Origin of the sequence: Phycicoccus sp. 3266, assembly GCF_031456495.1 — a bacterium.
Lineage (GTDB): Bacteria > Actinomycetota > Actinomycetes > Actinomycetales > Dermatophilaceae > Pedococcus.
In genome coordinates, this window is record NZ_JAVDUW010000003.1 from 720271 (window position 1) to 731765 (window position 11495).

The following is an 11495-nucleotide window of genomic DNA, read 5'->3' on the forward strand; positions in this document are numbered from 1 at the left end:
CACCGGTCAGGTCGGCCGTCGGGTGGGCTACTTGCCGATGAGCACGCTCACGGAGGTGTTCGTCGGGCACTCCGGCATCTCCCGGATGGCCCAGCGGCCCCGCAGGTCGTTGCCGGCGAAGTTCGACTCGGCGTCGCGCTCCTCGACCTCACCCTCCGACGGCTTCCAGCCGCGGCTGGAGTAGGCCCGCTGCATCTCGGCCAGGGTCTGCTCGAACGGCTTGGGCGACACCGCGGTCACGACCGTGCGCCCCGCGCTGCGGGCCTCGGTCCCGGTCACGACGTACCCGTCGGGCACCTTCGCCTCGGCCGGGAAGGACGCCGGGAGGTCCACTGCCGTCGCGTCCTTGGCGCACACGGGAGCAGCCTTCGTGCTGCCGCTGGAGGCCGGCTCCTTCATCGCGACGTCCATCTCGTCCGTCCCGCAGGCCGCGAGGGCGATCATCGCCACCGCGGCCAGCGCGGCGGCTGCGGGACGGGGACCCGTCCGCAGCCACCGCACCGGCTTCGTCATCGCGTGACCTGGGTCTGCCGGTGGTTGTCGGTCTCGTCGGACTCCTTCACGACGTTGGCGGGGTCGACGACGACCTCGACCGTGTGCGTCCCCTTGCCGAGCCGCACGCCCGGGAAGGCCACCGTGGTCGACCGCCCTGCGGCGAGGTCGACCGGGGACGACGTCGCCACGTTGACCCCGTCGACCAGGAGCCGGGTCGTGACGCCCGATGCGGCCGCCTTGCCGGTGTTCGCGACGGTCGTCGACGCGGCATACAGCCCCGAGGTCCTGGCCACCGACAGCGTGGTCGGGGTCAGGTTCGGCAGCGCGTCGTACGCGGCATACAGGGTGTTGCCCGACTGCTGGCGCGCGATGGTGGCGTACGCGTCGAAGTTCTGCGTCCCACCGGGCTGGGCGCAGGTGCCGGTGCACCCGTCGGCGTAGCCGACCTCGACCCGGCCGGTCCGGTCCACCGTGGCGTCCATGAAGTCGAGCAGGTTGCGGTCGTTGCCGCAGGTCGTGCCGCCCGTGCAGATGGAGCCGCGCTGCACCGGGTCGTTCGGCGTCGTGTCGACCGTGACCCAGCTCTTGCCGCCGTCGTAGGTGGTGGCGACGTAGAGGTGCCAGACACCCTTGAAGTTCGTGGCGTCCTGGTAGTTGCCGCCCGTCGTCGTGCCGATGAAGGCGAACGAGGCGCGGTCGTCGTCACCGGCCACGACCGCCGGGAAGACGGTGTTGTGGATGCCGAGGCTCGCTCCGACGTTCTGGTCGTCGGTCCAGGTCTTGCCCTTGTCGCGGCTCACGGCGACGCGCGGGGTGCCGTCGGCGGCCTGGTACCCCATGTAGACCGTGCCCTTGGAGCCGATGCCGACGCTGGGGTCGGAGTCGCCGGCGGTGCTGGCGGGGTCCTTGCGGACCGACCACGTGGTGCCGCCGTCCTCGGAGACGGCCACTGCCTGGTTGCCGCCGCACGACTTGTTCGGGACGTAGACCGTGCCGTCGGGGGCGACCTTGACGTGGCCGTGCAGGCCACCGCAGTCGAGCAGGGAGTACATCGGGACGGCCGGGCCGAAGGTGGTGCCGCCGTCGTGGCTCGAGGCGCAGCTCGCGTCGGCGATGTCCTGGCTGCAGTAGTAGACCGCGTTGGGGTACGTCGAGGTCGGCAGGGCGCCGATCCCGTTGGGCGAGTAAGGCCCTCCGCCGACCGTCTGGTGGTCGACACCCGAGTTGATGCCGCCACCCTGGCTCGGCGACCAGGTCTTGCCCTCGTCGTCGGAGTAGCACATGAGCGAGGTCTTGCCGGCCAGCTGGCTCTCGAAGACCCGACCGGTCGCGGGGTCGGTGAACCCGATCGGGTCGAGGGAGGTCGAACCGCCCGTCAGGCAGCCGTTGGTGGGCGTGGCCGACACGTCCGTCCAGGTGACCTTCGACGGGGTGGTGCTGTCGTCCCACGTCGCCTTGTAGGTGTCGTAGAGCGCCTGGTAGAAGGTCGAGCCTGTCGTGTGGCTGCTGCCGATCGACGGCTCACCCGCGTTGTGGGCCTGGGCGAAGGACTGGGGCGCGCCGTACTGGCTGTAGGTCGGCGGCGTCGCCGTGCTGGGCGCCGGGTTGGGCGCGATGTCGGTGAGCGTGGCGGTACCGGTGACCGACTCCCCCAGCGGGGCGTAGGGCACGACGCGCACGGTGTAGTCGCCGCTGGTCGGCGGCACCACCATGACCTCGGGGTCGGCGCTCGACGCCGACGACGCGACGACCGCGCCGCTGGAGTCCAGCAGGTAGATGTCGAAGTCGGCGGCGGCGTTGGCCCAGCCCACCTTGACCGTCAGCTGGTGGCTGTCGCCGTACCCGCTGGGGGTCGAGACGTGCAGGGCGAAGTCGTCACAGAGCTGCGGGCCGCAGGTCACGTCACCCGTGGTGCCGGTGACGTTCGCCAGCGCGAACGGGCCGGCGGTCCACTGGGTGCTGGTGCTCGTGTCCGAGACGGTCCCCGAGGTGGGGGTGGCGGCGAGCGCCGGGGCGGCTGCGACGAGCGCGCCTGCGACACAGGCGACGAGCAGGCCCACGAGCCGGGGCCGTGGGCGGATGCGGGCTGAGACGGATGACACCATGCGAACGGCTCCTCGGTCCTGTGGGGACGAGCCCCGGGGGGTGGGCTCGTGCGTGGGGTCGACGCCGGGGACGCACAGCTCCGTGGTCTCACCCGACCCCTCAACGAGGCAGGGCCCCTCCGGGGTACGGGTGGGGCGGCACGGAAGTTGTGGGCGCCCACCGCCCGCTAGGTCGGGTGGGGAGTCGTGGTCCCGCGGGTTCTGCTCCCAGCGGCCCTGTTTCGCCGAGGCCGCCAGCGGGCAGGTACACGGGTGACGCGGCGTTCGCGGCATACCTCCGACGACCGTCCGCGCCCCCACGGGAGGTGCATGGCATGAGCGACATCCGGGACGAGAGGAACGGCGTGCGCGACGAGCGGCTCGCGCGCCGCCACGACGTGGTCGACGACGGGCGCTACGCCCGCCGCGACGAGGTGGTCCGGGACGACCGGGCGTATGCCGTCGAGGACGGCCTCGCGGCAGGTGCCAGCCGGTACGGCGGCGTCAAGGCGGGCTCCGCCTTCTTCGGCTGGCTCACGGCCATGGGCCTGGCGGTGCTCCTGACCGCCGTGCTGGCGGCCGCGGGCACCGCCGTCGGCCTCGAGACGGGCACGACCGCGACGACGGCGGCCGACCAGGCGGCCGGCAACGCCAGGACGGTGGGCATCGCAGGCGCGGTGGCCATCGCGGTCATCCTGCTCGTGAGCTACTGGTGCGGCGGCTACGTCGCCGGTCGCATGGCCCGCTTCAACGGGGCCCGCCAGGGCGTCGCCGTCTGGCTGTGGTCGGTCGTCGTCGCCGTCGTGGTGGGCGTCATCGGTGCCGTGGCGGGCAGCAAGTACGACGTGCTGGGGCGGCTCAACAGCTTCCCGCGCCTGCCCATGCACGTGAGCAACCTGACGGCCGCCGGTGCCGTCGCCCTGGTGGTGGCCCTGCTCATCGCCCTCGTCGGGGCGATCCTCGGCGGCATCGCGGGCATGCGCTTCCACCGCCGCGTGGACCGCGTCGTCCGGGATCCCTACTGACGCAACGCGGCCGTGGTCCGGCGCCCGTCGCACCGGGTCGGACCCGGTCGTCGCCCAGCTGCCGGCGAGCAGAGGCCCGCGACCGGGTGGAGGATGAGGGACATGCGGAGCGGGACGGCGCCCCGGTGAGCGGCACGGGCGGCTAGCGGTGCCGCTCGAGGGGGTCGACGACGTCTTCCGCGCGCTGGACCTCGTGGGCGTGTTCGCCAACGCCGTGCTCGGCGGGGTCATCGCCCGCCGGGAGCGCCTGGACCCGATCGGCTTCGCCACGCTTGCCGTGCTCTCCGGGCTCGGCGGCGGGATCATCCGCGACGTCCTGCTCCAGCACGGGCCGCCCGTGGCCCTCACCGACTACGCCTACCTGGCGACGGCGTTCGCCGGCGCGGCGGCGACCTACCTCGTCACCGTCGAGGGCAGCCTCTGGGACCGCGTGTGGCCGGTGGTCGACGCGGTCGCACTCGGCTGCTGGGCCAGCGCGGGCGCGGCCAGGACGCTCGCGGTCGGCCTCGGCTGGCTGCCAGCCGTCCTGCTCGGGGTCGTGACCGCCGTGGGCGGCGGCGCCGTGCGCGACATCGTGCTCCGCCGCGTCCCCGGCGTCCTGGGTGGCAACACCCTGTATGCCACGGCCGCCCTCGCCGGGGCGGGTGTCCTGGTCCTCCTGCGCCAGTCCGGCCATCCCACCGCGGGCTCCCTCGCCGGGCTCGTCGTCGGCGCCGGCCTGTGCCTGCTCGCCCGCTGGCGCGGGTGGATCCTGCCCAGTGCCGACGCGTGGTCGCCGTCGCGGGTGGTCCCTCCGCGCTACCGCGGGCGGCTGCGGCGCCGCGCGGCGGGGCGCGCGCGCCGCCATGGCCGGCACGTCGAACCCGCCAGCCCTCCCCATCCCTCGGAGGAGCCATGACCGAGCAACCGACCTCATCGACCACGGCGACAGGCACGGCAGCCGCGACCGTCCTCGCCGACCTGCCGCGCACCCGGACGTGGCAGGAGGACCTCTACCGCGACGTCCACCAGCACCCGGAGCTCTCCCACCAGGAGCACCGCACGGCTGCAGCGGGCGCCTCGCGCCTGCGCGACGCCGGGTACGTCGTCACCGAAGGCGTCGGCGGAACCGGCGTCGTGGGCGTCCTGGAGCACGGTGCCGGCCCGACCGTGCTGCTCCGGGCGGACATGGACGCCCTGCCGGTGCGCGAGGCGACCGGCCTGCCATACGCGAGCGCGGAGACGGCCACGGACCCGGCCGGCGCCGAGGTACCGGTCATGCACGCCTGCGGGCACGACGTCCACGTCACCTGCCTGCTCGGGGCGGCCGACCTCCTCGCCGCCCACCGCGACCGGTGGTCCGGCCGCCTCGTCGTGGTCCTGCAGCCGGCCGAGGAGCTCGGCGACGGCGCACGGCGGACGGTCGAGGACTCACTGGCCTCCCTGATAGGGCCGGTGGACGTGGCCCTCGCCCAGCACGTCCTCCCGATGCCGGCCGGCACCGTGGGCACCCGGGCGGGCGCCGTGCTGTCCGCGGCCGACAGCATGCGCGTCACCGTCCACGGCCGCGGCTCGCACGGCTCCATGCCGCAGGCGTCGGTGGACCCGGTCGTCCTGGCCGCGATGATCGTCGTCCGGCTGCAGACCGTCGTCTCGCGGGAGGTCGCGCCGACGAGTCCCGCCGTCCTCACCGTCGGGAGCATCCGCTCGGGCAGCAAGAGCAACGTCATCGACGACGTGGCCGTCCTCGAGCTCAACGTTCGCACCTACGACGAGGCGACCCGCACGACGGTGCTCGACGCCATCCGCCGGATCGTTACGGCCGAGTGCCAGGCGTCGGGGTCACCGCGCGAGCCCGAGTTCGAGCTCTTCGACCGCTTCCCGCCGACGGTGAACGACGCCGCGGCCACCGAGCGGGTCCACTCCGCCTTCGCCGCGCACTTCGGCGACGCCGCCGGCGAGCTGCCCCTGCAGAGCGCGAGCGAGGACTTCAGCGACCTCCCGGTCGCGCTGGGGGCGCCGTACACCTACTGGGGCATCGGTGGCGTGGATCCGCAGGCGTATGCCGCGGCGCAGGCCGCCGGACGCGTCGCCTCGGACATCCCGGGGAACCACTCGCCGTACTTCGCGCCGGTGCTGCAGCCCACCCTCGACACCGGGACCAGCGCCCTCGTCGTCGCCGCCCTGGAGTGGTTGGCCCCGTCGGCGGCGCGACCGGCAGGCGGCTGACGGAGCGCTCAGCGCACGGGGTCGAACTCGAGCGCCAGCGCACGCGCGGCCAGCGCCGCCCGGGTGCAGGCGACGTCGGCCTCCAGCACGTCGGCCGCGCGCACCCCTGACACGGACGGTCCCTGCCACCACGCACTGCACGGGTCGTCGAGTGGTGAAGCGTGCTGGACGCCGCCGTCGGCCCGGAAGCCCAGCTCGAGCGACCCCACCGGTGCGCCCGCACTGGCCGCAGCCAGGGCCGCGACCACCGAGAGCAGCAGAGCGAACGTCCTGAGCCGGGTGTTGCCCTGCCACGAGTGCGGCCCGAGGACCGGCGGCATCGACGTGCGCACGGACATGGCGCCTCCCCCATGGTGCTGAAAGCTGCTCGCCCTGCGCACCTCCAGCATCCGCGGGGGCACCTCGCAGGCAACCCACTTTTGGCGTAGTCGCCGGCGTCCCTCAGCCGCGCTGCTGGGCGGCCCAGGAGGCGTGCAGCGCCGAGTAGACGCCCCCGCGGCCGACGAGCTCGCGGTGCGGCCCCCGCTCCACGATGTGGCCCTTGTCCACCACGATGACCTCGTCGGCGGCCTCCGCGGTGGACAGCCGGTGGGCGATCGCGATCGAGGTGCGGCCACGGGTCAGGCCCTCGAGGGCGCGCTGGATGCGCACCTCGGTGGACGGGTCGACCGCCGACGTCGCCTCGTCGAGCACGAGCAGGTCGGGGTCGGCGAGGTAGGCCCGGGCCAGCGCCACGAGCTGCCGCTCCCCCGCCGACAGCGACTCGCCGCGTTGGCCGACCTCGGTGGCGAGGCCCTGCGGGAGGCCGGAGAGCCAGTGGTCCAGCCCCAGCTCGGTGATGGCGAGCCGCACGTCGTCGTCGCTCGCCCCCGGCCGGCCGAACCGGACGTTCTCGAGCAGCGTGGCGTCGAACAGGAAGCCCTCCTGCGGCACGAGGACGACCCGGTCGCGCAGGGAGGAGAACCGCACCTCGCGCAGGTCCGCGCCGTCGATGCGCACGGTGCCCTCGGTCGGGTCCATGAGGCGCGTGAGCAGCTTGGCCAGGGTCGACTTGCCCGATCCCGTTTCCCCCACGATCGCCACCCGGGAACGCGGCGCGATGGTCAGCTCGACGTCGTGCAGGACGGTCTCGCCACCGGGGTAGGCGAAGGACACGTGGTCGAAGTCGACGCTGATCGGCCCGCGCGGCAGGACCACCCCGTCGTCGCCGGGGTCGGCCACGTCGGCCGGGGTGTCCACCACGCCGATGACCCGGCGCCACCCCGCGACGGCGTTCTGGAGCTCGTTGAGGATCTCGGTGGCCTGCTGCACCGGCTGGGTGAACAGGTTCACGAGGAACAGGAACGCGAGCAGCTGGCCGAGGGTGAGGTGGCCGCGCGTCGCCTGCACCGTGCCGACGACGAGGACGACGGCCAGCGTCAGCCCGGCGACCAGCTGGCCGGACGAGAACGCGACGACCGATCGGACCTGCGCGCGGATCGACGCGGCACGGTGGGCGTCGATCGCGGCGTCGATGCGCTCGGCGGTGCGTTCCTCGACGCCGTAGGCGCGGATGGTCGACGCGCCGACGACCGACTCGGACACCGCCGCCAACAGGTCACCGACCCGCTCACGCACCTGGGTGTACGCCCGCCCGACGACCCGCTGGAAGCGCCGGATCACCAGCAGCAGCGGCACGAAGCAGAGCCACACCACAGCCGCCAGCAGCGGGCTGTAGTAGACCATCAGCCCGGTCGCCACGACGATCTGTCCGAGGCTGAGGATGAGGATGATCCCGCCGAACTGCACGAACTGGCTGATCGTGTCGACGTCGGAGGTGACACGGCTGACCATGGAACCGCGCCGCTCGGTGTTCTGGGTCAGCATCGACAGGTCGTGGATGTGCCGGAACGCCTTGAGCCGCAACGTCGCCAGCCCCGCCTCGGACGCGCGGTAGAGGCGCACGTTCACGGCATACGCGCTCACGGCGGTGGCCACCACGGCGATCAGCGCGAGCAGGACGTACCTGGTGACCAGCGCGGGTTCGGGGCCGCCCTTCCCGAGCAGCCCGTGGTCGGTGGTCTGCTGCACCACGAACGGCACGACGATGCGGCCCACCGTGGTGATCGCGGCGAGGCCCAGCGTGACGCCGATGCCCTTGCGCAGCTCGGGCGACAGGTTCAGGCCGCGTCGCAGCGTGTCGACCGTGCCGAGCGAGGAGGTGGCGTCGATGGACGTGCTCACGCGCGTACCTCCTCGTCGGACGCGACGGCGGCCCGCTCGGCCGCCTCCCGGGCGTATGCCGTGACGAGCCGCTCGTACCCCGTGCAGCGGCCGAGGAGCTCGGCGTGGGTGCCGTGGTCGAGGACGCGCCCGTTCTCGACGTAGACGATCTCGTCGGCGAGGGTGATCGTGGACATCCGGTAGGCGACGACGAGGACCGTGGTCCCCTCGCTCGACCGGCGCAGGGCACCGAGGATCGCCTGCTCCACCGACGGGTCGACGGCGCTCGTCGCGTCGTCGAGGACCAGGAGGCGCGGTGAACGGATCACAGCGCGGGCCAAGGCGATCCGCTGGCGCTGTCCACCGGACAGGGAGGCTCCGCGCTCCCCCACGTGCGTGTCCAGACCTGCCGGGAGCGCGCGGACGAAGCCGTCGGCCTGCGCCACCTCGAGGGCGTGCCACACCTGCTCGTCGGTGCGCTCGACGCCGAGGGTGACGTTGCCCCGGACGCTGTCGTCGAACATGAAGGTCTGCTGCGGCACGAGCGCGCCCGCGGCCGGCACCCCACCGCGGGCGACCTCGCGCAGGTCGACCCCGTCGATGCTGACGGTGCCGCGCTCGGGGTCGACGAGACGCAGGGTGAGGTTGGTCAGGGTCGACTTGCCGGAGCCGGTCGGGCCGACCAGCGCCACCGTCGAGCCGGCGGGGACGTCGATGGTGACGTCGTGGATCGCCCGGAACTGCGAGGTGTTCCCCTCCTCGTCGACGACCTCGTAGGAGTAGTCGACGCCGGTGAGGGTCGAGTGCGCCGAGGTCCCCTGCGGCAGGGTCTCCTCCCCGTGCGTCAGCTCGCCGCGGGCGCGCAGCACGGCGTCGACCCGGTCCCAGCCGACGACCGTGCGGGGCAGCTCGCCGAGCACCCAGCCCAGGGCGCGCACCGGGAAGGCGAGGACCGAGATGAGGTAGGCGACCTGGACGACGTCGGCCGGCTGGAGGGCGCCCGAGGCGACCTGGTGCGTGCCGACCGCGAGGACGGCGAGCGTGCCGAGCGTGGGGATCGCCTCGATGACCGGGTCGAACGTGCCGCGCGTGCGGCCGACGTCGACGTTGGCGGCCTGCAGGCGCCGGGTGACCTCCTCGAACCGGTCGGCCTCCTGCTGCTCGCGGCCCATGGCCTTGACGACCAGGGCCGCCTCGAACGACTCGTGCGCGACCTCGCTCACCTCGGCCCGCAGCTGCTGGGCGCGGGCGATCCGCGGCGACATCGCCCGCTGGAACACCATGTTCGCGAGGAAGAGCGCCGGGAAGACGGTGAGGCCGATGATGGCCATGACCGGGTCGACCAGGACCATCTGGACGATCCCGGCGATGAGCATGACGATGACGCCGAGGGCCATCGGCAGTGGCGCGAAGACGTTCCACGTGGCCTCGACGTCGGCGTTGGCGTTCGACAGCAGCTGGCCCGAGGGGTGGCGGTGGTGCCACGACAGCGGCAGCCGCAGGTACTGCCGGGTGACCTCGCGGCGGAACTGCGCGGCGACGTTGTACATCGTGTAGCCGGCGGCGATCCGGCGGATGACCACGCCGACCACGTTGAGGCACACCACCCCGGCCACCCAGCCGAAGGTCGCCCACAGCTGGTGGGCGGTCGCGTGCCCGGCCTCGACGGCGGGCTGCACCTGCTCCCGGGTCACCTTGCCGATGGCCCACGCCGTGAGCACGGTCATCACGCCGTAGACGGTGCTGCCGGCCACGGCGAAGGCGAACCAGCGCGGCTCCCGGCGGACCCCGACCCACACGATCCGGAGGGCGCGACGCAGCGACGGGGCGGCGTCGACGGGCACAGCGAACCTCCGGCAGGTGGTGGTGGGCGAGACGGCAAGCGTATGCCGCGACAGGCATGATGATCGCATGACCTCCCTGGCCCGCCGCGAGCGGTTTTCCCTCTGCGACACCTTCGCCCGGACGGGGCCGGACGCCCCGACCCTGTGCTCGCCGTGGACCACCGCCGACCTCGCCGCTCACCTGGTCATCCGCGACCGCCGGCCGGACCTCGGCGTGGGGATCGTGCTGCCACCGCTGGCCGGGCGGCTCGAGGACGGCATGAAGGAGTACGCCGCCAAGCCGTGGGCGGAGCTCGTGGACCTGGTGCGCAGCGGTCCCCCCGTCTGGTCGCCGTTGCGCGTCCCCCAGCTCGACGACGTGGCCAACCTCTCCGAGTACTTCGTCCACCACGAGGACGTCCTGCGGGGTGACGAGACGCCCGGCCCGCGCCGGCAGGTGTCGCCGGAGCTGTCCGACGCCCTGTGGTCCCAGCTCTCGCGCGTCGCGCGGCTGTGCTTCCGCCGCAGCCCGGTCGGCGTCGTGCTGTCCACGCCGGACGGCCGCCGCATCCACGCCCGGGGCACGACCGAGCTCGGCACCGTCGTCCTGGAGGGACCACCGGAGGAGCTGCTGCTCGCGGCCTTCGGACGGCACCGGGTCGCCGACCTCGAGGTGACCGGCGGCGACGACGCCGTCGCCGCGCTCTGGGCCGCGCCCGTCGGCCTGGGCTGAGACGCCTGGTCGGGTCGGGCTGAGCGGCCGAGCAGCGCCGGCCGGAAGTCCCGGGAGGGTGTGCCGCGCTGTCCCTGTGGTGCGGGACACCCGGCCCGCGACGGTGGTGGAACACCAGACAGAGCCCGCACGGGCCCGACCAAGGAGTTCCGCCGTGAGCACCACCGAGCTTTCCTCCCGCACCCTCGTCCGCGACGACGTCGCCGACCGCAACCCGGCCGAGCCGCCGGCCACGACGCGTGGCGGCCGCGGCCGGCTGTGGGCCCTCACCGGGCCGCTGGCCGCCGTCGCGGCATCCGCCGGCTCGGTCGTCGCCGACCTGGGCAACCCGGTCTACGACCCGAAGACGTCGGGCGACGCCGACCGGATCCTCGCCACCCTGGCCCAGCACGGGGGCGCGCTGACCGTCTTCCACGTCGTGACGTCGGCGGCTGCCCTGCTGCTGCTCGTCTACGGGGCCGGCGTTGCCCGCCGGCTCCGCTTCGCACTGCCCGCCGACAGCATGCTGCCGACCGTGGCCGTCGCCGGCACCACCGTCACCTCGGCGGTGCTCCTGCTCGGCACCGGCCTCGACACCGAGGTCATCGAGGGCGTCACCCGCCCGGAGACCTTCGTGCACGAGACCGCGGCGCTCTACGGCCACTGGATCGGCACGATCCCCTACCTGTGGACCGCGGTCGGCCTCACCGGGCTCGCGATCGCGTGGGCGGCCTGGCGCCACCGCGCCGTCCCGCGCTGGATCGGCCTGGCGGCCCTCGTCCTCGGCGGCCTGACCGCCGTGGCGGGGATCTCGCCGCTGGAGTACATCGCGAGCCTCCCCGGCCAGCTCATGGTCATCGTCACCGGCCTCGGGTTCGCCCTCGGCGACCGGGCACACCGCAGGGGCGCGGACCACGGAAACGGGTCCGCCCGGGCCTGACCACGG

Annotated in this window: 10 protein-coding genes; 5 read left to right on the forward strand and 5 right to left on the reverse strand. The window is 73.6% G+C overall.

All coding sequences use genetic code 11. The features are described from left to right. Window positions 1-27 precede the first annotated feature (27 nt). On the reverse strand, window positions 28-513 hold the full coding sequence (locus J2X64_RS17830) for a hypothetical protein (protein WP_310157347.1): 486 nt from the start codon (window positions 511-513) through the stop codon (window positions 28-30). Next, complete coding sequence (locus tag J2X64_RS17835) at window positions 510-2600, reverse strand: CARDB domain-containing protein (RefSeq protein ID WP_310157350.1); 2091 nt, start codon at window positions 2598-2600, stop codon at window positions 510-512. Before J2X64_RS17835 ends, J2X64_RS17830 begins: the two co-directional genes overlap by 4 nt. Before the next feature lie 314 nt (window positions 2601-2914). Between J2X64_RS17835 and J2X64_RS17840 the strand changes: the two genes are divergently transcribed. The 3 genes from J2X64_RS17840 to J2X64_RS17850 all read left to right on the forward strand — a co-directional run bounded on the left by J2X64_RS17840 (window position 2915) and on the right by J2X64_RS17850 (window position 5812). Continuing rightward, complete coding sequence (locus tag J2X64_RS17840) at window positions 2915-3604, forward strand: hypothetical protein (RefSeq protein WP_310157352.1); 690 nt, start codon at window positions 2915-2917, stop codon at window positions 3602-3604. 148 nt (window positions 3605-3752) lie between these two features. Continuing rightward, window positions 3753-4502, forward strand: a complete 750-nt coding sequence (locus J2X64_RS17845; RefSeq protein WP_310157354.1) for a trimeric intracellular cation channel family protein — start codon at window positions 3753-3755, stop codon at window positions 4500-4502. Next, window positions 4499-5812, forward strand: coding sequence for an amidohydrolase (locus J2X64_RS17850; protein WP_310157356.1), 1314 nt, complete (start codon window positions 4499-4501; stop codon window positions 5810-5812). The genes J2X64_RS17845 and J2X64_RS17850 overlap by 4 nt, the downstream gene beginning before the upstream one ends. A gap of 8 nt (window positions 5813-5820) precedes the next feature. Here the strand turns inward: J2X64_RS17850 and J2X64_RS17855 are convergent, their stop codons facing one another. From J2X64_RS17855 to J2X64_RS17865, 3 genes are all read right to left on the reverse strand, one after another. Next, on the reverse strand, window positions 5821-6150 hold the full coding sequence (locus tag J2X64_RS17855) for a hypothetical protein (protein ID WP_310157359.1): 330 nt from the start codon (window positions 6148-6150) through the stop codon (window positions 5821-5823). A gap of 103 nt (window positions 6151-6253) precedes the next feature. Continuing rightward, complete coding sequence (locus J2X64_RS17860) at window positions 6254-8035, reverse strand: ABC transporter ATP-binding protein (RefSeq protein WP_310157361.1); 1782 nt, start codon at window positions 8033-8035, stop codon at window positions 6254-6256. Then, entirely contained in the window at window positions 8032-9858 is a 1827-nt protein-coding gene (locus J2X64_RS17865) for an ABC transporter ATP-binding protein (protein WP_310157363.1), read from the reverse strand. The genes J2X64_RS17860 and J2X64_RS17865 overlap by 4 nt, the downstream gene beginning before the upstream one ends. A 67-nt stretch (window positions 9859-9925) precedes the next feature. On the opposite strand from J2X64_RS17865, the gene J2X64_RS17870 reads away from it, so the two are divergent. After that, window positions 9926-10570, forward strand: a complete 645-nt coding sequence (locus J2X64_RS17870; protein WP_310157365.1) for a TIGR03085 family metal-binding protein — start codon at window positions 9926-9928, stop codon at window positions 10568-10570. Between the two features lie 154 nt (window positions 10571-10724). Continuing rightward, window positions 10725-11489, forward strand: a complete 765-nt coding sequence (locus J2X64_RS17875; RefSeq protein WP_310157367.1) for a hypothetical protein — start codon at window positions 10725-10727, stop codon at window positions 11487-11489. Window positions 11490-11495 lie beyond the last annotated feature (6 nt).

Excerpts from the sequence above, each read along its gene's own strand:
- J2X64_RS17835 (WP_310157350.1), bottom strand. The coding sequence starts at position 2,600 with ATGGTGTCATCCGTCTCAGCCCGCATCCGCCCACGGCCCCGGCTCGTG.
- J2X64_RS17840 (WP_310157352.1), top strand. The coding sequence starts at position 2,915 with ATGAGCGACATCCGGGACGAGAGGAACGGCGTGCGCGACGAGCGGCTC.
- J2X64_RS17850 (WP_310157356.1), top strand. The coding sequence starts at position 4,499 with ATGACCGAGCAACCGACCTCATCGACCACGGCGACAGGCACGGCAGCC.
- J2X64_RS17830 (WP_310157347.1), bottom strand. The coding sequence starts at position 513 with ATGACGAAGCCGGTGCGGTGGCTGCGGACGGGTCCCCGTCCCGCAGCC.
- J2X64_RS17855 (WP_310157359.1), bottom strand. The coding sequence starts at position 6,150 with ATGTCCGTGCGCACGTCGATGCCGCCGGTCCTCGGGCCGCACTCGTGG.
- J2X64_RS17870 (WP_310157365.1), top strand. The coding sequence starts at position 9,926 with ATGACCTCCCTGGCCCGCCGCGAGCGGTTTTCCCTCTGCGACACCTTC.